This is a genomic window from Amycolatopsis samaneae (genome assembly GCF_039541975.1).
Classification (GTDB): Bacteria; Actinomycetota; Actinomycetes; order Mycobacteriales; family Pseudonocardiaceae; genus Amycolatopsis; species Amycolatopsis samaneae.
Genome location: NZ_BAABHG010000026.1, coordinates 25266 through 45854 on the forward strand (window position 1 = coordinate 25266; position 20589 = coordinate 45854).

20 protein-coding genes and 2 tRNA genes are annotated in these 20589 nt (G+C 70.2%); 13 read left to right on the plus strand and 9 right to left on the minus strand.

Annotation, left to right across the window (positions count from 1 at the left end; genetic code table 11):
* Positions 1 to 94 precede the first annotated feature (94 nt).
* From ABD987_RS42165 to ABD987_RS42180, 4 genes are all read left to right on the plus strand, one after another.
* A complete protein-coding gene (locus tag ABD987_RS42165; RefSeq protein WP_345408191.1) occupies positions 95 to 958 on the plus strand; it encodes an ABC transporter ATP-binding protein in 864 nt (287 codons plus the stop codon).
* Positions 955 to 1665, plus strand: coding sequence for a fluoroquinolone export ABC transporter permease subunit (locus ABD987_RS42170; RefSeq protein WP_345408193.1), 711 nt, complete (start codon positions 955 to 957; stop codon positions 1663 to 1665). The genes ABD987_RS42165 and ABD987_RS42170 overlap by 4 nt, the downstream gene beginning before the upstream one ends.
* Positions 1666 to 1667: 2 nt before the next feature.
* The gene (locus ABD987_RS42175; protein WP_345408195.1) at positions 1668 to 2402 is read left to right on the plus strand and encodes an ABC transporter permease; all 735 of its coding nucleotides are present in this window, start codon (positions 1668 to 1670) and stop codon (positions 2400 to 2402) included.
* Positions 2403 to 2482: 80 nt separating this feature from the next.
* Positions 2483 to 2938, plus strand: a complete 456-nt coding sequence (locus tag ABD987_RS42180; RefSeq protein ID WP_345408197.1) for a GbsR/MarR family transcriptional regulator — start codon at positions 2483 to 2485, stop codon at positions 2936 to 2938.
* Between the two features lie 168 nt (positions 2939 to 3106).
* On the opposite strand, the gene ABD987_RS42185 is transcribed toward ABD987_RS42180, so the two are convergent.
* From ABD987_RS42185 to ABD987_RS42195, 3 genes are read right to left on the minus strand one after another with little or no spacing between them, the layout of a single operon-like run.
* Positions 3107 to 4399, minus strand: coding sequence for an ArsB/NhaD family transporter (locus tag ABD987_RS42185; protein ID WP_345408199.1), 1293 nt, complete (start codon positions 4397 to 4399; stop codon positions 3107 to 3109).
* A gap of 28 nt (positions 4400 to 4427) precedes the next feature.
* Positions 4428 to 4874 (minus strand): CBS domain-containing protein, encoded by a 447-nt coding sequence (locus ABD987_RS42190; protein ID WP_345408201.1) that lies wholly within the window; start codon positions 4872 to 4874, stop codon positions 4428 to 4430.
* Positions 4875 to 4913: 39 nt separating this feature from the next.
* Positions 4914 to 6128, minus strand: coding sequence for a cation:proton antiporter (locus ABD987_RS42195; RefSeq protein ID WP_345408203.1), 1215 nt, complete (start codon positions 6126 to 6128; stop codon positions 4914 to 4916).
* A gap of 248 nt (positions 6129 to 6376) precedes the next feature.
* On the opposite strand from ABD987_RS42195, the gene ABD987_RS42200 reads away from it, so the two are divergent.
* Positions 6377 to 7753 (plus strand): APC family permease, encoded by a 1377-nt coding sequence (locus ABD987_RS42200; RefSeq protein ID WP_345408205.1) that lies wholly within the window; start codon positions 6377 to 6379, stop codon positions 7751 to 7753.
* An 86-nt stretch (positions 7754 to 7839) separates the two neighbouring features.
* Positions 7840 to 8706 (plus strand): SAM-dependent methyltransferase, encoded by an 867-nt coding sequence (locus ABD987_RS42205; protein WP_345408207.1) that lies wholly within the window; start codon positions 7840 to 7842, stop codon positions 8704 to 8706.
* A 183-nt stretch (positions 8707 to 8889) separates the two neighbouring features.
* Here the strand turns inward: ABD987_RS42205 and ABD987_RS42210 are convergent.
* Positions 8890 to 8962, minus strand: a tRNA-Lys gene (locus ABD987_RS42210).
* A gap of 173 nt (positions 8963 to 9135) precedes the next feature.
* Here ABD987_RS42210 and ABD987_RS42215 point away from each other — a divergent pair.
* Positions 9136 to 10320 (plus strand): L,D-transpeptidase, encoded by a 1185-nt coding sequence (locus tag ABD987_RS42215; protein ID WP_345408209.1) that lies wholly within the window; start codon positions 9136 to 9138, stop codon positions 10318 to 10320.
* Positions 10321 to 10589: 269 nt separating this feature from the next.
* Here the strand turns inward: ABD987_RS42215 and ABD987_RS42220 are convergent.
* Positions 10590 to 10665: transfer RNA gene (locus ABD987_RS42220), tRNA-His, on the minus strand.
* Positions 10666 to 10750: 85 nt separating this feature from the next.
* Positions 10751 to 11359 (minus strand): oligoribonuclease, encoded by a 609-nt coding sequence (gene orn / locus ABD987_RS42225; protein WP_345408211.1) that lies wholly within the window; start codon positions 11357 to 11359, stop codon positions 10751 to 10753.
* 113 nt (positions 11360 to 11472) lie between these two features.
* Here orn and ABD987_RS42230 point away from each other — a divergent pair, with 113 nt between their 5' ends.
* Together ABD987_RS42230 and ABD987_RS42235 are read left to right on the plus strand one after the other, a co-directional pair.
* Entirely contained in the window at positions 11473 to 13014 is a 1542-nt protein-coding gene (locus ABD987_RS42230; RefSeq protein WP_345408213.1) for a helicase HerA-like domain-containing protein, read from the plus strand.
* A 77-nt stretch (positions 13015 to 13091) separates the two neighbouring features.
* Positions 13092 to 13469 (plus strand): DUF3224 domain-containing protein, encoded by a 378-nt coding sequence (locus ABD987_RS42235; protein ID WP_345408215.1) that lies wholly within the window; start codon positions 13092 to 13094, stop codon positions 13467 to 13469.
* Positions 13470 to 13578: 109 nt separating this feature from the next.
* Here the strand turns inward: ABD987_RS42235 and ABD987_RS42240 are convergent, their stop codons facing one another.
* The 3 genes from ABD987_RS42240 to ABD987_RS42250 form a co-directional block, all read right to left on the minus strand.
* Positions 13579 to 14574, minus strand: a complete 996-nt coding sequence (locus ABD987_RS42240) for a S1C family serine protease (protein ID WP_345408217.1) — start codon at positions 14572 to 14574, stop codon at positions 13579 to 13581.
* 127 nt (positions 14575 to 14701) lie between these two features.
* Positions 14702 to 16021 carry a M20 family metallopeptidase gene (locus ABD987_RS42245; protein ID WP_345408219.1) on the minus strand — a complete coding sequence of 440 codons (1320 nt, stop codon included), beginning with the start codon at positions 16019 to 16021 and terminating at the stop codon, positions 14702 to 14704.
* Positions 16022 to 16030: 9 nt separating this feature from the next.
* Positions 16031 to 16846 carry a class I SAM-dependent methyltransferase gene (locus tag ABD987_RS42250; RefSeq protein ID WP_345408221.1) on the minus strand — a complete coding sequence of 272 codons (816 nt, stop codon included), beginning with the start codon at positions 16844 to 16846 and terminating at the stop codon, positions 16031 to 16033.
* A gap of 187 nt (positions 16847 to 17033) precedes the next feature.
* Here ABD987_RS42250 and ABD987_RS42255 point away from each other — a divergent pair, with 187 nt between their 5' ends.
* The 4 genes from ABD987_RS42255 to ABD987_RS42270 all read left to right on the plus strand — a co-directional run bounded on the left by ABD987_RS42255 (position 17034) and on the right by ABD987_RS42270 (position 20549).
* On the plus strand, positions 17034 to 17942 hold the full coding sequence (locus ABD987_RS42255) for a DNA-3-methyladenine glycosylase family protein (protein ID WP_345408223.1): 909 nt from the start codon (positions 17034 to 17036) through the stop codon (positions 17940 to 17942).
* Between the two features lie 175 nt (positions 17943 to 18117).
* Complete coding sequence (locus ABD987_RS42260; protein ID WP_345408276.1) at positions 18118 to 18792, plus strand: M50 family metallopeptidase; 675 nt, start codon at positions 18118 to 18120, stop codon at positions 18790 to 18792.
* 56 nt (positions 18793 to 18848) lie between these two features.
* On the plus strand, positions 18849 to 20087 hold the full coding sequence (locus ABD987_RS42265; RefSeq protein ID WP_345408225.1) for an aldehyde dehydrogenase family protein: 1239 nt from the start codon (positions 18849 to 18851) through the stop codon (positions 20085 to 20087).
* A gap of 318 nt (positions 20088 to 20405) precedes the next feature.
* On the plus strand, positions 20406 to 20549 hold the full coding sequence (locus ABD987_RS42270; protein WP_345408227.1) for a class III lanthipeptide: 144 nt from the start codon (positions 20406 to 20408) through the stop codon (positions 20547 to 20549).
* Positions 20550 to 20589 lie beyond the last annotated feature (40 nt).

Sequence of the window (20589 nt, forward strand, 5' to 3'; positions counted from 1 at the left end):
CGCACGGCAAGCGCGGCGGAGACGAGAGACCTTGACGAATTCTTGATGGTATCCAATATTCGCAAATCTCAGAAAACTCGATACTGTCGTCGTCATGACAGTGCTTGAGGTGCGTGATCTCACTTTCACCTACCCCGGCGCCGCCGAGCCCGCGGTGCGGGGGATGGACTTCTCGGTCGGGCGCGGAGAGATCTTCGGGTTCCTCGGTCCGAGCGGCGCGGGAAAGTCGACGACGCAGAAGATCCTGATCGGCCTGCTGACCGGGCACGGCGGCTCGGTCTCGGTCTGGGGCAAGGAGCCGGTGGCCTGGGGACAGGACTACTACCAGCGGGTCGGGGTGTCGTTCGAGCTGCCGAACCACTACCAGAAGCTGACCGCGCGGGAGAACCTGGAGTTCTTCGCCGCGCTCTACGACCGGCCGACCCGGGATCTGCGGGAACTGCTCGATCTCGTCGGGCTCGCCGACGACGCCGAGACACGGGTCGGGAAGTTCTCCAAGGGCATGCAGATGCGCCTGGTGTTCGCCCGCGCCCTGCTGCACGAGCCGGATCTGCTGTTCCTGGACGAGCCGACCTCGGGCCTGGACCCGGTCAACGCCGCCAAGGTCCGCGACATCGTGCTCGCGGAGCGAGCTCGCGGCACGACGGTCTTCCTGACCACCCACGACATGGCCACCGCCGACCAGTTGTGCGACCGGGTCGCGTTCGTGGTTGACGGCCGCATCGCCGCGCTGGACTCGCCGAAGGAACTGAAACTCGCACGCAGCCTGCGTGAGGTCAGGGTCGAATACCGTGATGGGGCGGAAGCGCTGCTGGGCAAGGACTTTCCGCTCGACGGGCTGGCCGACAACGCCGCGTTCCTTCGCCTGGTGCGGACCGAGCGGGTGGCGAGCATGCACAGCAAGGAAGCCACTTTGGACGATGTGTTCGTCGAGAGCACCGGCCGGAGCCTGACATGAGCCGCCTCGCGGTCGCGCTGCGGCTGGAAGTCACCTTGCAACGCCGCTACCGGTTCCTGCACGCCGCGGTCTTCTCCGGCCTGCTGTGGCTGGCGCTGTTGCTGCCGATGCCCGGCCGGCTGCGGTCGGTGGCCGAGCCGTACGTGATCCTCGGCGACCTGATGATCGTGGGTTTCTTCTTCGTGGCCGGGGCGGTGTTCTTCGAGAAGGGGGAACGCACCCTCGACGCCGTCGTGGCGAGCCCGCTGCGATTCGGTGAGTACCTGGCCTCGAAGGTGCTCACGCTGACCGGGTTGTCGGTGCTGCTGGCCGTGTTCGTGGCCACCGTGACCCATGGCGTGGACTACCACCTCGGGCTGGTGTTGCTCGGCGCGTCGCTGGGCACGGTGCTGATGCTGCTGCTGGGGTTCCTGACCGCGCTGCCGTTCACCTCGGTCAGTGACTGGTTCATGCCCGCCGTCGTCCCGGTCGCGGTGTTCAACCTCCCGATCCTCGCGTACTCGGGCGTGTGGACCACTCCGTGGCTGTACCTGGTGCCCACCCACGGGCCCCTGCTGTTCCTCGGCGCGGCGTTCGGGCAGAAGACACTCACGGCCTGGCAGTACGCGTACGGCATCGCCTATCCGGTGCTGTTCGCGGCGGGCATGTGGGTGCTGGCCCGCCGTTTGTTCGACCGTTACCTCGTGGTCAAGACCGGAGGACAATGATGGTGACCCGCGTGTTCGCCGCGCTCGGCCGCAACGACCTGCGCGGCGTCGGCCGCGACACCCTGCTGGCCGGGATGTTCGTCGCGCCGCTGGTGTGGATCGCCGTGGTCCGCTTCGGCACCCCGCCGGTCACCCGGATGCTCGCCGAGCGCCACGGCTTCGACCTCGTCCCGTACCACCCGCTGATCCTGGTCGGGTTCCTGCTGCTGACCAGCGCGATCATCGTCGGCGGTGTCACCGCGCTGCTGGTGCTCGACGAGCGCGACGCCCGCACGCTCGTCGCGGTGCGGGTCACCCCGGCCCCGCTGGGTGGCTACCTGGCCTACCGCGCGGCGATCGCGGTCGTACTGACCACGGTGTACGTGCTCGGCACGATCGCCGCCAGCGGCCTGTTCCCCGCGCGTCTGCTGCCGGCGCTGATCCCGATCGGGCTGCTGACCGGATGCTCCGCCGTGGTGATCGCGCTGGTCATCCTCGCGGTGGCCAAGAACAAGGTCGAAGGACTCGCCGCGATCCGCGCCCTGGGCATCGTGGTCGCCGGGCTCCCGCTGCTGCCGTCCTTTGTGGACAGCGACTGGCAGATCGTGTTCGGGGTGTTGCCGACGTACTGGCCCGCGCAGGCGTTCCTGGCGGCGAGCGCGGGCGAGACCTGGTGGCCCTGTCTCCTCGGAGGCCTCGCCTACCACGCCCTGGTGTGCTGGCCCCTGGTCCGCCGCTTCACCCGGGACGCCGGATGACCGAACGGGGAGCCTGATGTCGGAAGTTTCGCAACTTCCCGTAGATTCGGACCTGATCACGATCCGGGAGGACAACGACGGTGACCGCGAACACCGACGCGGCCGAGCAGCTCGCGCTCGCGCTGATCGGCAACGGACTGCAGCGGATGACGGCACGGGTGCTGGCGATGCTGCTGTTCGTCGAGCAGGAGACCGTCACCGCGGGGGAGCTGGCCGAGTTGCTCGAGGCCAGCCCCGGGTCGATCTCGACGGCGCTGAAGTCGTTGTCGGCGGTCGGGCTGGTGGAGAAGGTGCCCGCGCCGGGCAGCCGCCGTGAGCACTTCCGGTTCCCCGACGAGGGCTGGGCGACCCTGATGTCCACGCAGAACGCCGTCGTGGGGCAGATGCAGGACGCCGCCGAAACCGGCATCAAGGCCGTGGGGAGGAAGAGCCGCGCGGGCGAACGGCTGGCCGACATGCAGGACTTCTACGCTCACGTGATGCGCGAAATGCCCGCCGTCATCGACCGCTGGCGCGAGAACCGGATACGCCGGTAACCGGCCGGATCCCGGCGCGAGACGCCTAGGGCCGTCGACGTCTGTGCGCGAGACGCAGGAGCACGACGGCGAGGGTGAACACGGCGATGATGGCGAGCGGCAGCTCCAGTTGTGCCAAGGCCCCTACCCCTTCGTACGGCCTGCGCGGTCTTGTCCATGATGCACCGCTCAGGAGAACACGAAGTACCGCAGCCAGAGGTACGGCGCGGCGACCAGCACGGTGATGACGGTGACGACGGCACCCTTCTTGGTGAATTCCCAGAAGGAGATGGGGGTGCCGGAACGGGCGGCGATGCCGAGCATGACGACGTTGGCGCTGGCCCCGACCGCGGTCATGTTGCCGCCGAAGTCCGCACCGAGCGCGAGGGACCACCACAGCGCTTCCGAGTGGCCGGGGTCCGGGATGTCGTTGGCCAGCGCGAGCACCAGCGGACTCATCGTCGCCACGTACGGGATGTTGTCGATCACCCCGGACAGCAGCGCGGACACCCCGAGGATGAGCATGACGGCGAGCAGGGCGTTGCCGCCGGTGGCGTCGGCGGCCAGTTTCGCGAGGTCGCCGATGACACCGGTCTTCACCAGCGCGCCGATCATGACGAACAGCCCGGCGAAGAACAGCAGCGTCTCCCATTCCACCCCGGCCAGGTACTGCTCGGGCTTCGTCCGGGAGAGCAGCACCAGCACCCCGGCGCCGAGCAGCGCCACGACCGAGGGCTCGACCTGCAACAGCGAGTGCCCGGCGAACGCGACCAGCACCGCCGCCAGTACGGCCCCGGCCTTGATCAGCAGCCGGGAGTCCTGGATGGCCTCCCGTTCGTTGAGCGCCATCACGTCGGCGACCCGGCGCGGGTCCACGGTGAACGAACCACGGAACAGCCAGGGCAGCACCAGCGCGAACACGACCAGCTCGATCGCCACGATCGGGGCCATGTTCAGCAGGAAGTCGTTGAACGACAACCCGGCTCGGCTGCCGATGACGATGTTCGGCGGATCCCCGATCAGGGTGGCCGCCCCGCCGATGTTGGAGGCCAGCACCTCGGCGATGAGGAACGGGACCGGTTTGATGTCGAGCCGGTCGCACACCAGCATCGTCACCGGGGCGATCAACAGCACGGTGGTGACGTTGTCCAGGAACGCCGAGGCGACCGCGGTGATCAGCACCAGCAGGATCATGATCCGCAGCGGGGACCCTTTGGCGCGCTTGGCCGCCCAGATCGCGAGATACTCGAACACGCCGGTGCGGCGCAGCACACTGACGATGATCATCATGCCGAGCAGCAGGAAGATCACGTCCCAGTCGACGCCGGTGTCGCGGGAGTAGAACGCGTCCTCCGACCCGACCACCCCCACGGCGAGCACGATCGCGGCGCCGGCCAGTGCGACGGCCATCTTGGGCAGCTTCTCGGTCGCGATGAACACGTACGACACCGCGAACACGGTGATGGCGATCGCCGCGCTCATGCCGGTGCCCCCGGTGTGCGCGGGCGGGTCAGTGCGAGGCGAGCGCCAGTTCCAGCAGCCGGGACGCGGTGATCACACCACGGATGGTTTTGCCGTCCATCACCGCCACGAGCGGGCACCGCAGCCGGGCCATCACCGCGGCCACCTCGACGATCGTGTCGTCGGTGGCCACCTTCGGCAGCTCCGCCGGTTCGTCCGGCAGCAGCGACCGCACCGTCTTCCCGGCGAGTTTGTCCGCGATCCGGTCGGCCATCGACTCGTCGAGCACCCCGGCCAGCGACGGGTCGTCCCGGACGTAGGGCGGGACCAGGAACCGGACCACCTGGGAGGCGGGCAGCACCGCGTGCGGGCAGCCGTCCGGCTCGGTCACCACGATCCCCGGGAGCCGGTTGGTGGCCAGCAGACGCACCGCGTCCAGCGCGTCGGAATCCACCGCCACGGCCGGGAACTCCTCGGCCATCTGTTCGGCATGCACCCGGCCAGGCTACGACCGAACCGGCCGGTACGCCGAGGATCACGTCGCACTCCTCTCGTGTTCTTGACGCCCGGAGGCGCCGCAGGGCAGGTGGTCCGGTGGCTCGAGGCGTAGTGCCCTGGCCACCGGCACATCGGTGGAGGAATGCAGCACGATCGACAACGCGATCGTCACCGCGACCAGGTCGAAGACCAGTTCGCTGTCGGGGATGCCGGACTGCAGCGCCAGCAGCCCGTAGACCACCGAGGCGAAACCCTTCGGCCCGAACCACGCCGCCGCGGACCGTTCTCGCCGTGACAGCGGCGTGCGCAGCAGCGACAACAGCATCGCCGCGGGCCGCACGAGGACGATCGCCAGCACCGCGAGCGCCCAGCCCCCGACGGTCAGGTGCGAGAGCCGCTCGGGGGTGATCAGCGTGCCGAACACCAGCAGCGCGGCGAACTTCGTGACCTCCGAGGCCAGGTCCCCGAGCGGTTCGAACCGCTCGGCGGCGACCCGGTCCAGCGTGGCCAGGGCCGAGCCCGCCACGAACGCGGCCAGATACGGGTTGGCGTGCGTCAGGTGGCACGCCGCGTAGAGCATCACCGCGATCGCCAGCGGCCCCAGTGCCTGCAGCCGGGGCTCGGCGGCGAGGATCCGCAGCCGCCACGCCAGCGTCACCACCACCGGGATCGCGATCCCCAGCACCAGCCCGAGGACCAGTTCGATCCCGACCCGGCCCAGATCGGTCGAGGTGTGCGCGGCGGTGGCGAGGAAGATCAGCACGAACGGCAGTGCCAGCCCGTCGTTGAGCCCGGATTCCACGTTGAGCAGCCGCCGCAGCCGCAGCGGCACGTCGTCGCGGCCGACGATGGCCGAGGCGAACACCGGGTCGGTCGGCGACAGGATCGCCCCGAGTAGCAGCGCGGTCGGCCAGTCCAGCCCGACCAGGAAGTGCGCGGGGAACGCGACGCCGATCATCGTCAACGGCATCCCCAGGCCCAGCGCCCGCCCCGAGAGCTTCCAGCCTTCGCGCAGGGCGGGCAGGCTCGCTCGCTGCCCGTCGGTGAACAGCACCGTGAACAACGCGACGTCGGCCAGGCTCGTCACCAGCGGATCACCCGGTGAGATGCGCACCAGCCCCAGCCCGCCCTGGCCGATCACCGCCCCGGCGAGCAGGAACAACAACGCGGTCGACAGCACCGTGCGCGCCGCCAGCCCGGACAGCGACACACTGATGAGCAGTACCACGCCGAAAGCGAGTACCAGCGCCATGCGAAGCCCTTTCAGCCGTGAACTCCGCCCCCTGGTCGAGGGCGAAGTGCCGACCAGACTTCCCGGCGCTCCGCGCGTAAAGATGCCGCAAAAAACGATCGAGGGCAAACCGGATGGCGTGCCGGGAATGTCACAGTGGCGGGCGTTTACGCGCTAACGCCGCGTCAAGAACGCCGTCGAACGCGGTCGGCGGACCTGACGGCCGACCCCGAGGAAGGTGACCGCCGGTGGCGCCAGGCGAGCGGACGATGACCCCGCCCCACAGCAGGGCCGGGGTGATGCACAGCCGCCCGGTGTTGCTGTTCGCGTTCGCCTTCGCCGTCATGGCCGACCCGGTGTCCTCGGTCGCCTACGCGATCGAGGCGGCGCTGCGCGCGCTGCGCGGCGACCTGGCGCTGCTGCTGCCGACGATGGCGCTGGTGGTGGGGATCGTGGTGCTGGTCATCGTCAACTACCACCAGCTGGTGGCCCGCTACCCACAGGGCGGCGGCGCGGCCGCGGCGACCGGGGAAGCGTTCGGGGAAGCCGCCGCGTTCCTGCCGATCGGCGCGCTCATCGTCGACTTCGTCCTCACCATCGCCATCAGCTCGGCGGCCGGCGCGTCCGCGGTCATCGCGTTCGTGCCCGCCCTGGCGCCCTGGCGGATCCTGATCGCCGTCCTGCTCGTCGCCGCGGTCGCGGGCGGCACCTGGTTCGGGCATCTGGGCCGGACCGTGTTCGCCGTGATGACCGTGGCGTTCATCCTGCTCACCGTCGCGGTACTGATATCGGCGTTCTTCGTCGCCCCGCAGCCGGCCACGAGCACCGCGGCCGATCCCGGGCACGCCCCGGTGCTCGCCGTGGCACTGGCGTTCCCGGTCGCGATGGCACTGGCCACCGGCATCGAAGCACCCTCCTCGGCGATCGCCCAGCTCGGCCAGCTCGACGACCCCGGGCGCCGCCGGTTCGGGCGGGTCACGCTCTGGCTGACCCTCGGCGTGGTCGGCACCCTCACCCTCGGCCTGACCGCCCAGGCCGTCCGGCTCGGCGTCGGCGTCCCGCACGCCGACACCACCCAGATCGCCGAACTCGCCCGCGCTGCCACCGCCACCCCGGTCTTCGCCGCGTTCCAGCTCACCACCGCCCTGCTGCTCCTGTCGGCGGCCAGTTCGTCGTTCCAGGCCGGACCCGGTCTGTTCAAGGCACTGGCTCGCCACCGGCACGCCGGCGGGAGCACGACCGGGATCCTGCCGTCCTGGCTGGGCCGCACCAACAGCCACCACACGCCGTACTGGGGCGTCGTGGTTTTCCTCGCCGCGGCCGCGTTGGTCACCGCCGCCGCGGGCGGACGGGATCAGGAGCTGGTGTTGTTCTACGCCGCGTCGGTGTTCGTCAGCTTCCTGGCCGGGCTTGTCGCGATGGCCCGGTTCTCCTGGCGCGATCGCCGGATGGGGTTCCTGGCCATCAACGTGGTCGGCGCGCTCGCGGTCGGGTTCACCCTCGCGGTCAACCTCACCCGCGGTGACCCGATCATCTCCATCGCCGCCGCCCTGCTCATCGCCGCCGGGCTCTACGGGCTGTGGGTGCGCTCCGGTCGTCCTCGCGGCATCCGCAACGTCGCCGCCGAAGCCGAACACGACGGCTGAACGCGTAATATGGGCTGTGGTGTGCCGGGAAGACTGGTCGGCGTTCGTCCACAAAGGACGAAATCGTCCATGCGAAGGAGCACATCATGAGCGGGGGAGCCGACCGGACCGCGTTCGGGCCGATGGTCATCGTCGCCGCCGACCAACACGAAGCCCGTCCTCTCATCGACGACCAGTGGGCTCGCCGCCTGCTGCCCGCCAGCGGGCGGCTCGCCGTCACGTTGGCGAAGTACCGGCCGATCCGGCGGGCGCTGATCGCCGCGACGGAGAAGAAGATCCCCGGTCTGTGGGCCAGCATGCTGTGTCGCAAACGCTACATCGACGACACTCTCCTCACCGCCCTCGACGGCGGTGGGATCGAGGCGGTGGTCATCCTCGGCGCGGGCTTCGACACCCGCGCCTACCGCCTTCCCGCCCTCGCGGCGATCCCGGTCTACGAGGTCGACCTGCCCGCCAACATCGACCGCAAACGCGCCGCCCTCACCAAAGCGCTCGGCCACGTCCCCGGCAACGTGACGCTGGTGCCGGTCGACTTCGAAACCGAGAACCTCGCCGACACCCTCATGCTCCATGGCTACATCGCCAGGTGGACGACCTTCTTCGTGTGGGAGGCGGTTACCCAGTACCTCACCGAGGACGGTGTCCGCCGTACCTTCGACGTCCTCGCCACCGCGCCCGCGGGCAGCCACCTGGTGTTCACCTACGTCCGCAAGGACTTCCTCGACGGCACCGCCACCTACGGCGCCGAGGCCGCGTACCGCGAGTTCGTGGAGAAACGACAGCTCTGGCGCTTCGGCATGACACCCGACCACGTCGGCGCGTTCCTCGCCGAGTACGGCTGGCACGAACGCGAACAAGCCGGACCACAGGAATTCCGCGGCCGATACCTCGAACCAGGCGGCCGGACCATGCCCGTCTCGGACATCGAACGCTCCGTGCACGCAACACGCTGACCACAGCACGGACACCGCCCACCAACGTGCTCCAGGAAGTCGCCGCCGACGCGGCGCGGAATGCAGTCCGCCAGCAGTCTCGGGCTCCCCAGCGGCCACAATGGACAGTCCGCAACCGGAGGGACAGCTTCCGGAAAGCACAAAACCCCAGGTTATCGTTTCCGATAACCTGGGGTGTGCGGGTGCGCCATCAGGGACTCGAACCCCGAACCCGCTGGTTAAGAGCCAGCTGCTCTGCCAATTGAGCTAATGGCGCCTGGTGTTTCGCGTCGTTTCGGTTTCCCTTGGCGACGTGGAAAAGATTAGCACGGGTCTGGAGGGGGTTTTCAGGGGGGTCCCCTTGCGAGGAGTTACCCGATCTTGGCCCCCGGGTTCTGCCCGGTCAGGCAGACTGTGGCGGGACATCGGCGGCGAAACGGGCGGGGTGTGATGGTGCGGCGACGAGTGCTGGGACTGGTTGCGGCGGGGGTGGTCGGGCTCACGGCGGCGTGCAGCGCGGCGCCGGCGGGGGAGCCCGTGGCCTCGAAGGCGGCGGCGCCGAGCAGTGTGCCGGCGCCGAAGCCCGCCTCGGTCGACGTCACGCCGGCGGATGGCGCGGACGGGGTCGCGCCGGGGGAACCGGTGACGGTCGCGGTGCGGGACGGCAAGGTCGGCGAGGTCAGGCTGACCGGGGCCGACGGGCGGCAGGTCGAGGGCAGGGCCAAGCCGGACGGGTCGGGCTGGGAGTCCGCGGAGCCGCTGGGGTACGGCAAGAAGTACACGCTCGCGGTGGCGGCCACCGGGACCGACGGGAAGCCGGTGAGTTCGCAGCGGTCGTTCACGACGGCCAGGGCGGCCCGGCAGGTCGCGGTGTCGGTGAACGCGCAGGACGGGGACACGGTCGGGGTCGGGATGCCGCTGATCTTCACCTTCACCGGGAACGTGCCGGACCGGGCTGCGGCGGAGCGGGCGATCAAGGTCACCGCGGAGCCGGCGACGGAGGGCGCGTTCCACTGGTTCGGGGACAAGCAGGCGGTCTGGCGGCCGAAGGAGTACTGGAAGAGCGGGACGAAGGTCACGGTGGACGCCGCGATCTACGGCAGGAACCTCGGCAAGGGCACCTTTGGCCAGGAGGACAAGCGGCTGGGGCTGAAGGTCGGGGACAAGGTGGTCGCGGTCGCGGACGGCCAGACGCATCAGCTGACGGTGTCGGTGAACGACAAGGAGGTCAAGACGGTCCCGGTCTCGCTGGGCAAGCCGGGGCACACGACTCCGGCCGGTACCTACACGGTGATGAGCGAGCACGTCGGTTTCACCATGGACTCGGGTACCTACGGTGTCCCGGCGAACAGTCCCGGCGGGTACAAGACGTGGGTGCAGTACGCGGTGCGCATGTCCTACAGCGGCATCTTCTATCACTCGGCTCCGTGGTCGGTGGGTGACCAGGGCAAGCGCAACGTGAGCCATGGCTGCCTGAACCTGTCGACGGAGAACACGAAGTGGCTGATGGACCTCTCCCGCCCCGGTGACCTGATCACCGTCCAGAACTCGGGCGGCCCGGCCCTGGAACCCACCGACGGCTGGTCCTACTGGCAACTCCCCTGGGACCAATGGAAAACCCCCACCACGAACTAGCCCTCAGGAGCCCTTGGCGGGAAAGCGCTTCCTGCCAAGGGCCTCCACCAGCCCTCAACGCAAGCCAGTCCAGGGATGGCCCCCACCGCAAGCAAGCCACAAACGCCCCCCACGGGACGGCCCCACCGCAAGTAAGCCACGAAACGCCCCCACCGGGGATGGGGGTCCGGGGACCTCCCCGGCTGGGGGTCTGGGGGTTTGACCCCCAGAAGAAATGGCAAAACCCCAGCCCTGGAAGGGCGTGTAAACGCCCGAACAGGCTGGGGTAATGGGGTGAGCGACGGGTTTCGAACCCGCGACCTCCTGGACCACAACCAGGTGCTCTACCAGCTGAGCTACGCCCACCATTGCCGAGGTTTCTCTTGCGATCAACCGGCGAAAGCAATCTTAGCTTGCCCTCGCGCGGGGTTTTCGCCGGGGGTGGGCTGGGTCAGCCGGGGTGGCGTTCCCGCACTTCGGCGGCCATGGCCTTGGCCTGGTCGGTGCTGGGGCCGGGCTGGGCGACGAAGGCGGCGGCGCGGTAGTAGTCGAGCTCGCCGATGGACTCCTTGATGTCGGCCAGCGCGCGGTGGGCGAGGCCCTTCTCGGGCTTGGCGTAGTAGACGCGGGGGTACCAGCGCCGGACGAGTTCCTTGACCGAGGAGACGTCGACCATGCGGTAGTGCAGGTGCGCGTCGAGCGCGGGCATGTCGCGGGAGATGAAGCCGCGGTCGGTGGCGATGGAGTTGCCGGCGAGGGGTGCGGTGCCGGGCTCGGGGACGTGCTCGCGGATGTAGTCGAGGACGCGCTGTTCGGCCTCGGCGAGGCTGACGGTGGAGCGGCGGACCTCCTCGGTGAGCCCGGAGTGCGCGTGCATGTCGCGGACGATCTCGGGCATGCCGTCGAGTTTGTCCTCTCCGGCGTGGATGACGATGTCGACGCCTTCGCCGAGGACGTTGAGGTCGGCGTCGGTGACGAGTGCGGCGATTTCGATCAGCGCGTCCTTGCCGAGGTCGAGCCCCGTCATCTCGCAGTCGATCCAGACTAGATGGTCGTTCACCGGCATAACCCTAACCCGACACGGGGATCCGAGCTGGCTCACGTGCGTGTCCGGCGCGTTACGCTCTGCGCGATCGGATCTGGATGTGGTGTCGGACACAGTCGGGAGCTGCGGTGGTCGAGCAGGGGTCGGGGCCCGCGAGCGAGATCGCGAAGGGCTATGTGAGTGAGGGTGCCGCGGTCGAGCTGGGCGCGGTGGTCATCGATGGAGTGGCGGAGGCGGCCGCGGCGGTGCGGTTGCCGTTGGCGACGTTGAACCGGCACGGCCTGGTCGCGGGTGCGACCGGGACCGGGAAGACGAAGACGTTGCAGCTGGTCTCGGAGCAGCTTTCGGCGGCCGGGGTGCCGGTGGTGCTGGCGGACGTCAAGGGCGATCTGTCGGGGCTGGCGGCGCCGGGTGAGGCGAACGACAAGCTGACGAAGCGCGCGGCGGAGCTGGGGGACGACTGGGCGCCGACGGGGTTCCCGGTGCAGTTTCTGTCGCTGGGGACGGGCGGGAAGGGCGCGCCGATCCGGGCGACGATCACGAGTTTCGGGCCGGTGCTGCTGTCGAAGGTGCTGGGCCTGAACGAGACGCAGGAGTCGACGCTGGGGCTGATCTTCCACTGGGCGGATCAGCGGGGCCTGGCGCTGCTGGACACCAAGGACCTGCGCGCGGTGATCACGCATCTCACGAGCGACGAGGGCAAGGCGGATCTCAAGGGCATCGGCGGGGTGTCGGCCGCGACGGCGGGGGTGATCCTGCGCGCGCTGTCCAATCTGGAGGCTCAGGGCGGCGAGGACTTCTTCGGCGAGCCGGAGCTGGACGTGCGCGATCTGATGCGCCAGTCCGACGGAAAAGGCGTGGTGACGTTGCTGGAGCTGGACAATCTCCAGTCGAAGCCCGCCTTGTTCTCGACGTTCCTGATGTGGTTGCTGGCCGAGTTGTTCGAGGTGCTGCCGGAGGAGGGCGATCTCGACCAGCCGAAGCTCGTGTTCTTCTTCGACGAGGCGCATCTGCTGTTCAACGGCGCGTCGAAGGCGTTCCTCGAACGGATCGAGCAGACGGTGAAGCTGATCCGCTCGAAGGGGGTCGGTGTGTTCTTCTGCACGCAGTTGCCGACGGACATCCCGAACAACGTCCTTTCTCAGCTGGGCGCGCGGATCCAGCACGCGCTGCGGGCGTTCACCCCGGACGATCAAAAGGCGTTGTCCAAGACGGTCAAGACCTATCCGCACACCGAGTACTACGAGCTGGACAAGGCGCTGACCTCGCTGGGGATCGGCGAGGCGATCGTGACGGTGCTGTCGGAGCGGGGCGCACCGACACCGGTGGCCTGGACGCGCCTGCGTCCGCCGCGGTCGAAGATGGGCTCGATCGGCGCCGAGGCCGTCGCCGCCGCGGTCGAGACCTCGGACCTGCACGGGAAGTACGCGGAGACGATCGATCGCGAGTCGGCCTACGAGATTCTGCAGGCCAGGGTGGCTCCGCCGGCCGAGGAACAGGCGCCGCCGGACGCGCCCCCGCCTCCTCCCGCGCCGGAGCCGAAGAAGGACGAACCGGGGTTCATCGAGCAGACGATGAGCAATCCGGCGGTGAAGTCCTTCCTGCGGTCCGCCGCCAACACCCTGGGCCGGGAGATCACGCGCGGGCTGTTCGGCAACCGGCGGCGCTGAAAAACCTGACAGAAGATGGCAGGTAAGGGCGGCAGGCTGTGCTGGTCCACTTCGGAACGACAGACGGGATCGACGTCATGACCAGCACCGCCACCGCCTCCTTCGTCCTCGACAAATGGGAGCCACAGGCTGAGGAGGAGACGGCGGGGACCCGGTTCGCGCGGGTGGTCATCGCCAAGACGTTCACCGGGGACGTCGAAGGCACCAGCACCGTCGAGATGCTCACCGCGGTGAACGAGACCTCGCGGGCGTACGTGGCCTTCGAGCGCTTCGCGGGCGCCGTCGACGGTCGCGAAGGGGCGTTCGTGCTACACCACTCCGCCGGTGATCACGGCCTCGACCTGCGGATCCTGCCCGGCTCCGGGACCGGGGACCTGACCGGGATCACCGGCACCGCCACGATCACCCAGGACGCCGAGGGCAACCACACGTTCACGCTGACGTACGAAGGCTGAAGGCCCCTCAGAGTCCCGAATCCCTGAGGGGCCTTCAGCGTGTTCCTCGCACCCCGTGAGCGAGGAAAACCGGGATGGGCCGCCCCGACCGCGGTCCATCCCGCTCCCGTCAGCCGACGATCTGGTTCACGATCTTCATCGCGTCGTTGATCGGGATGGCGAACCCGATGCCGACGCTGCCCGCCGCGCCGTTCGACGACTCGACCGGGCTGTAGATCGCCGAGTTGATGCCGATCACCCTGCCCTGCCCGTCGATCAGCGGTCCGCCGGAGTTGCCCTGGTTGATCGAGGCGTCGGTCTGGATGGCGGTGTAGCTCGGGGTGTCACCGGAACCGCTCGTGTTGCGCGCGTTCCGGCCGTACGGCGACTGCTGCTGGTCCTGCCCGCCGATGTCGGAGAGGCTCCGGTTCAGCGCGCTGATGATGCCGGTGGTGACGGTGCCCTGCAGGCCGCCGGGCGAGCCGATGGCGATCACGGACTGGCCGACCGCGAGCGTGCCCGAATCCCCGATCGCGGCCGGGGTGAACCCGCCGCCGTTGCGGACCTGCAGCACCGCGATGTCCGCCTTCGTGTCCGCGCCCCCCACGTCGGCCTGGTACTTCTTGCCGTCCGAGGTCGTGATCGTGACCGGGCCCGCCGCGCCGGAGACCACGTGCGCGTTGGTCAGGATCCGGCCGTCCGCGGTGAGGACCACACCGGAGCCGATCGCGCCGCCCCGCTGCGTGGTGACGTTGACCTGCACCACGCTCGGCGTCACCTTCGCCGCGACGCCGCTGATGTCACCGGACCCGGTGACGTTCGCGACCGGCTGTCCGTTCGCGGTCGGCGACGCGGACGTGGTCGGGGAGGCGGCGGAGGTCGAGGTCAAGCCGACGACCGCGGCACCACCGGCGCCGCCGAGCAGGGCGGCGGCGAGCGCGGTGGCGCCGACCAGCGCCGCGACCCGGCTGCCCTTTTTGGGCTGCGCCGGGGTCGGCGGCTGCTGGGTGAAGAGCGGGTTCGGCGCGGCCTGCGGGTAGCCGTAGTGCGGGTACGGCTGGGGGTTCTGGTGCGGCTGGTGCCCACCGGTTGAGGCGGGGCCGGGCCGGCTCTCGTTCTCGGTCATGCGTCCAGATTCGCCCGCGTGCGTGTGAACAGCCTGTGGAAACACCTGCGGCTTTGCTGAGAAGAATCAGCTGAGAAACCTCAGGTGTTTCTCAGCAAGCGGGAATCCTCTGTGGACGGACGAGACCTCAGTCGAAGAACGACGGGACGTCCAGCGCGCCGCCGGCGGCCTCGAACTCCTCGTGCACCGCCGCGCGCAGCGCCGCGTCACCGAGGTAGTCCGCGACGGTCAGCGCGAGCCCGAGCGCGCCGTCCAGCACCGCCGCGTCCCCGGTGGGTGACCCGGCCGCTGCGGCGAACTCCTTGGTGTGCAAGGCGGTCGTCGCGTCCGACACCGCGATCATCGGGTGGATCGCCGGCATCCGGTAGGACAGGTTCCCGAGATCGGTGGACCCGGTGAGCGATTCGGGGACGACACCCGGCGGCAGCGGTTTCCGCCCGGTGCCGCGCTGGTTGACCGACCATCGCCCGGCCAGCGTCGTGTTGAACCGGATCGGCAGGTACGCGGGCTGGGAGTCCCAGTGCAGTTCGACGCCGCAGCCGGTCATCTCCGCCGCGCCGTGCGCGATCGCCGTCATGCGGGAGGCGAGGTCCCGCAGCGTCGCCGGGCTGCCCGAGCGGAGGTAGAACAGCACGGCCGCGCGGGCGGGGATCACGTTCGGCCGCGCGCCGCCGTCGGAGAACACGCCGTGCACGCGGTCGCTGTCGGGCAACTGCTGGCGCAGCGCCGAAACACCCTGGTAGGCCGCGACCGCGGCGTCGAGCGCGTTGCGGCCCATGAACGGCTGCGCGGAGGCGTGCGCGCCGACGCCGTGGAACACCATCTCCAGCTGCCGCCTGCCGAGGAACGGGTGCATCGCGATGTCGTGGCTGAACGGGTGCAGCATGACCACCGCGTCGACGTCGTCGAAGATCCCGGCACGGGCCAGGGTTTCCTTGCCGCCACCGCCCTCCTCGGCGGGGGTGCCGATCAGGCTGACCCGTCCGCCGAGCCGGTCCGCGACCGCGGCGGCCCCGAGGAAACCACCCGCGCCCGCGGTGCAGATGACGTTGTGCCCGCAGGCGTGGCCGAGCCCGGGAAGCGCGTCGTACTCGGCGAGCACCGCGATGTGCGGGCCCTCGCCCTCGGTGCCCGCGCGCAGCGCGGTGTCCAGCCCGCCGAGCCCGACGGTGGCTTCGTGCCCGTGTTTCGCCAGGAGATCCGCCAGCGCGCGGACCGACCGGTGCTCGGCGAAGCCCTCTTCGGGGTGGGCGTGCAGGTCCTGGCTGAGTGCCACGAGGTCGGTGGCGGCGGCGTCGATCGTGGACCGGACGGCGGCGCGGCTCGCCTCGTCGGCACCGGTGTGCGGGGAATCGAGCGGTTCGGCGTTCGCCACCGCGTCGGCGGTGGCCTCGATGAGGGAGCGGAGGTAGCTGTCGTCGGGCGGGATCGGCGCGGCGTGGCTCATTCGCCGATGCTATGTCCTGCGGGAGGTCCCCCGGGTGCGGGTGTCCCGCGACAACACCGGGTGCGGGTGTCCGGAGCGGAGGCCGCCCGCGACGATCTGGGTGAAGCCCGCGTACCGTTCGCTGATCGAGGTGAAGCCGCGGGCGCGCAACGCGGCCGCGATCTCGCCGCGGTCGAACATCCGCTGCCCGCTGAACACCCCGCCGATGGTCTCGACGGTGCGGGCCGGTTGCCAGCCGCGTTGCGCACTGGTGAGCAGCACGATCCGGCCGCCGGGCCGGAGCAGCCTGGCGAAGGAGTCGAGCGCCTTCTCCGGCTCGGCGAACATGTGGAGCGCGGCGAAACAGCAGACAGCGTCCACTGTGGATTCGCGAAGGGGCGGCTCGACGGCGTCGGCGCGCAGGTAGACGACGTTGTCCGGACCGCGTTCGGCGACCGCCGTCTCCAGCATCGGGCGCGCGCCGTCGAGACCGATCGCGAGGCCGTCCGGGCCGACCGCGGCGCCGAACGCGCGGGTGAACCGGCCGGTGCCGCAGGCGACGTCGAGCACGACCTGTCCCGGCCGCAGCGCGAGCAGTTCGGTGGCCAGCCGGATCTCGCCCGCCATGCTCGGCCCGAACGGGCCCTTGAAGACGCAGCCGAGTGCCGGGCGCCAGTACCGCTCGTAGACGCGGGGGAGCAGCGAGGTACGCATCAGCCGCTGGGTGACCCCGGTGGGTGGTCCGGCCTGCGGGGAGTCGCCGAGCAGGTCGACGAACCCCGTCCCGGACGCGGGGGCCGCGGTGCTCAGCAGTGCGGCCAGCCGGTCGCGCGTGCTCGTCGGCATCGGCGGCCTCCTCGGGTCGAATTCAGATACCGAGAGTATGTCAGATCTCGAATGCGCAGGCCAGGGGAGTGAATTTAACGCTATCGAGTGAATATGGCGCCGTGCGGGTGTTCGAGGCCGGAAAGTGTCGGTGCCCCTTCCTAACGTCGTCGGCACGGTGTTCCCGAGCCCCCGAGGAGGGCATGAGATGACGACGGCAGTGGTGCCGAGCGGCCGGATCGCGGTACGTGGTCCGTTCGATCTGACGGCTTCGGCGTGCTTCCTGGCCTGCTTCACCCCGGCGGGCAGGCCCGATGCCGCGGGCGAGTCCGGGGTGCTCCGGCTGGCCTTCCCCGTCGACGGTGCCGGCGCGCCGGTCGGTGCGGTGATCCGGCAACGAGCCCCGGGCGAGGTCGAGGTGGAGGTGTGCGGTCCGGCGGGGCTCGCCGAGAGGGGGCGGGCGCAGGTCCGGCGGATCCTGTCCCTCGATGTCGACGCCACCGGGTTCGCGCTGGCCGGTGAGCGTGATCCGGTGGTGGGCGCGCTCCAGCGGGAGCGTCCAGGCCTGCGCCCGGTGCTGTTCCCGTCGCCGTACGAGGCGGCCTGCTGGGCGGTGCTCACGCAGCGGCTCCGGACGAGCCAGGCGGCGAAGATCAGACAACGGCTGAGCGAGGAGTACGGGCACCGCGTGCTGGTGGGCGGTGTCGAGCTGTGGGCCTTCCCCGAACCGGGGGTGCTGTCGCGGCTCCGCGGCTTTCCCGGTGTCCCGGAGACCAAGCTGGCGCGGTTGTGCCAGGTGGCCAGGGCCGCCGAGGAGGGCGAACTCGAGGCGGACGACCTGCGCTCGCTGCCGGTCGCGGCGGCACTCGACCGCCTGCGGTCCCTGCCGGGCATCGGCCCGTTCTCCGCCGAGCTGATCCTCGTCCGCGGCGCCGGCCATCCGGACGTCTTCCCCGTGCACGAGGGACGGCTGGCCGGTGTGATGCGGGAGCGGTACGGGCGGCCGGATGCCGGGCCCGTCGAGCTGGCGGGGATCGCCGAGGCGTGGCGGCCGTTCCGCAGCTGGGTTTCCTTCCTGTTGCGCAGCGCGCAGGAGAAGGGAGGTGGGATGGCGTAGCGGGGTGCCTTACCGGAGCCGGCCGGTGGGCGGGCGAAGGGGACTCACGCGGGCCAGATCCGGCCTGTGGTGAGGTGTGCGGGTGAATTCGTCCGTTCTCTCGGCGGTGCCGTTCACCGGTCTCCCGGTCCTGTCCGAAAGGCCGTCCGGGCTGGGCGCGGCGCCCGAGTCGATCATGTCCGGCGAGTTGTCCACCATCACGCTCGTCGCCGGTGGTCTCGCGCTGCTCGTGGTGCTGGTCAACGGCCTGTGGCGGCCCGCGCGCAACGTGGTGACGATCGTGCACGAGGCCGGGCACGCGCTGGCGGCGGTGCTGGTGGGGCGGCGGCTGAGGAGCATCAAGCTGCACTCGGACACCTCGGGTGTCACGGTGTCGCGCGGCAAGCCGGAGGGGCCGGGCATGGCCTTCACGGCGATGGCGGGCTACATCGCCCCTTCGGTGCTCGGGCTGTTGTTCGCGACGCTCGTGGGCGCGAAGCTGACCACGCTGGTGCTCGTGCTGATCGCGTTGCTCCTGCTCGGTGTGCTGATCATGGTGCGCAACGCCTACGGGGTGTTCGCGGTGGTGGCCAGCGCCGTCGTGCTGGGGCTGATCGCGCTGGTGGCGCCGACGTGGCTGCAGGCTCCGTTCGTGTACCTGCTCACGTGGTTCCTGCTCATCGGCGGGATCCGCCCGGTGTTCGAGCTGCAGGTGAAGCGGCGCCGTGGTGCGGCCCGCGACTCCGACGCCGATCAGCTCGGCCGGCTGACCGGGGTGCCCGCGGTGTTGTGGGTGCTGGTGTTCGGCGTGCTCACCGCGAGCTGCCTGATCGCGGGCGGGCTGTGGCTCCTGGAGCCCGTCGCGGCCTGAGCTCCGCCGTGCGGCAGACTGTTCCCCCAGGCTGAGCGCGCGGAAGGAGCCGGACGATGGACGAGGTGGCCAAGGCCGTCGAGGAGTGCGCCCGTGCGGCGAAGCGGGCCGCGCCGTCCCTCGCCGCGGCGGACGCCGGCGCCGTGGACGCCGCGCTCGTCGGCATGGCCGAGCGGCTGCTGAGCCATCGCGCCGAGGTGCTGGAGGCGAACGAGGCCGATGTCGCCAGGGCCCGCGCCGAGGGCATGAGCGCCGGTCTGCTGGACCGGCTCACCATCACCCCGGAGAGGCTGACCGGCATGGCCGAGCAGCTCCGGCTGCTCGCGAATGCCCCGCACCAGGAGCGCACGGTCGAGGTGTCCACCTTGGACGGTGGGCTGCGGCTGGTGGAGCGGCGCCGCCCGGTCGGTGTCATCGGCGCCAACTACGAGGCGCGCCCGAACGTGACCGTGGATGTGGCTTCGCAGCTGGTGAAGTCGCGCAACGCCGGGGTGCTGCGGACCGGTTCCGCCGCGCTCGGCTCGGCCCAGCGGCTGCGTGAGACCGTGATCGCCCCCGCGCTCGCCGCGGCCGGGATCGACCCGGACGTCGTCCAGCTGGTGCCGAGGGTCGAGCGTGCGGCGGCCTCGGCGCTGGTGCGGCTGCCCGGCCTGGTCCCGCTCGTGATCCTGCGCGGCAGCGGGGACAGCACCCGCGCGCTCGCCACCGAGGCGGCCGTGCACGGTGTCCGGACGCTGGCCCACGCCGACGGCGGCGGCGTCCTCTACGTCGACGTCGCGGCCGACCCGGCGAAGGTGCGTGACCTGGTTTTCGCCAGTCTCGACCGGCTCGGTGTGTGCAACCGGCTGAACCTGCTGCTCATCCACGAGGACGCGCACGACGCCGTGTGGCCCTCGATCGCCGGCGCGCTGGACGAACGCGGCGTGACACCGTCCCTCGCGCCGCACGAACACGCGATCGGCTACGAGTGGGCGCTGGACTCGGAGCGCGAGGCCACCGTCACCGTCGAGAAGGTCGGCGGGCTCGGCGACGCGGTCGAGATCGCCAACGAGCGGACCTCCGGGCTCGCCGCGGGCATCGCGACCGAGGACGAGGCCGCCGCCGAAGCGTTCTTCGACGGCTACACCGGCACCGGCGTGTTCTGGAACGCGCCGACCCGGCTGCTCGACGGTTTCAAGCTGCTCGCGGTGCCGGAGACCGGCATCAACCTGGACCGGGTCCCCGGCCCGCGCGGCCCGGTCACCTACACCGACCTCTACGTCCGCCAGTACGCGGTGCTCCCGGATCGGGCTTGACCCGCGAGCGTGTCGCTCTCGTTCCGGTGAAACAGCAGTGTCCACTGTGTACACCGGCGGCCCGCCCCGGCCGCGGGCCGTCGTGCTGACGGACTCGGCGAAGCTGTCGGTTTACCCGCCCGGGTGACGCGGCCGACCACACTAAACGGGCCCTCGCGTACGCCGCGGGGGCCCGTTTTCGTCGCTTCCGCTCGGCTGTCAGGCTGGCGTGGCTGCTCGAAGGTATGGCGTGCCGATGATGTTGTGGTGTCTCGCCGGCCGGTGCCCTTACCGTGAAGTGAGGTAGTCCATGATCGGCCTCACCCGAAGGGCATAGCGATGAAGCATGTGCTTGACCTGCAGGAGCTTCCCGAGGAACTGGCGGACTTCGGCGTTGACGAGGCCCCGCACCACAGCCACCACAGCTGGGGCTGCACGCACAGCGCGTTGAGTCTGCTCCTGTGCGTGGCTGACGGCGACTGAGGCCGCGGCGGCCGAAAGGGAACCCGGTCGGCGCGACCAC

Bases quoted from the DNA above. Each gene is read 5' to 3' on its own strand.
- ABD987_RS42265 (WP_345408225.1), top strand. From the start codon at position 18,849: ATGGACGAGGTGGCCAAGGCCGTCGAGGAGTGCGCCCGTGCGGCGAAG.
- ABD987_RS42250 (WP_345408221.1), bottom strand. From the start codon at position 16,846: ATGCCGACGAGCACGCGCGACCGGCTGGCCGCACTGCTGAGCACCGCG.
- ABD987_RS42260 (WP_345408276.1), top strand. From the start codon at position 18,118: ATGTCCGGCGAGTTGTCCACCATCACGCTCGTCGCCGGTGGTCTCGCG.
- ABD987_RS42240 (WP_345408217.1), bottom strand. From the start codon at position 14,574: ATGACCGAGAACGAGAGCCGGCCCGGCCCCGCCTCAACCGGTGGGCAC.
- ABD987_RS42270 (WP_345408227.1), top strand. From the start codon at position 20,406: ATGAAGCATGTGCTTGACCTGCAGGAGCTTCCCGAGGAACTGGCGGAC.
- ABD987_RS42215 (WP_345408209.1), top strand. From the start codon at position 9,136: ATGGTGCGGCGACGAGTGCTGGGACTGGTTGCGGCGGGGGTGGTCGGG.
- ABD987_RS42170 (WP_345408193.1), top strand. From the start codon at position 955: ATGAGCCGCCTCGCGGTCGCGCTGCGGCTGGAAGTCACCTTGCAACGC.
- ABD987_RS42205 (WP_345408207.1), top strand. From the start codon at position 7,840: ATGAGCGGGGGAGCCGACCGGACCGCGTTCGGGCCGATGGTCATCGTC.
- ABD987_RS42185 (WP_345408199.1), bottom strand. From the start codon at position 4,399: ATGAGCGCGGCGATCGCCATCACCGTGTTCGCGGTGTCGTACGTGTTC.
- ABD987_RS42245 (WP_345408219.1), bottom strand. From the start codon at position 16,021: ATGAGCCACGCCGCGCCGATCCCGCCCGACGACAGCTACCTCCGCTCC.
- ABD987_RS42195 (WP_345408203.1), bottom strand. From the start codon at position 6,128: ATGGCGCTGGTACTCGCTTTCGGCGTGGTACTGCTCATCAGTGTGTCG.
- ABD987_RS42235 (WP_345408215.1), top strand. From the start codon at position 13,092: ATGACCAGCACCGCCACCGCCTCCTTCGTCCTCGACAAATGGGAGCCA.
- ABD987_RS42165 (WP_345408191.1), top strand. From the start codon at position 95: ATGACAGTGCTTGAGGTGCGTGATCTCACTTTCACCTACCCCGGCGCC.
- ABD987_RS42255 (WP_345408223.1), top strand. From the start codon at position 17,034: ATGACGACGGCAGTGGTGCCGAGCGGCCGGATCGCGGTACGTGGTCCG.
- ABD987_RS42200 (WP_345408205.1), top strand. From the start codon at position 6,377: ATGACCCCGCCCCACAGCAGGGCCGGGGTGATGCACAGCCGCCCGGTG.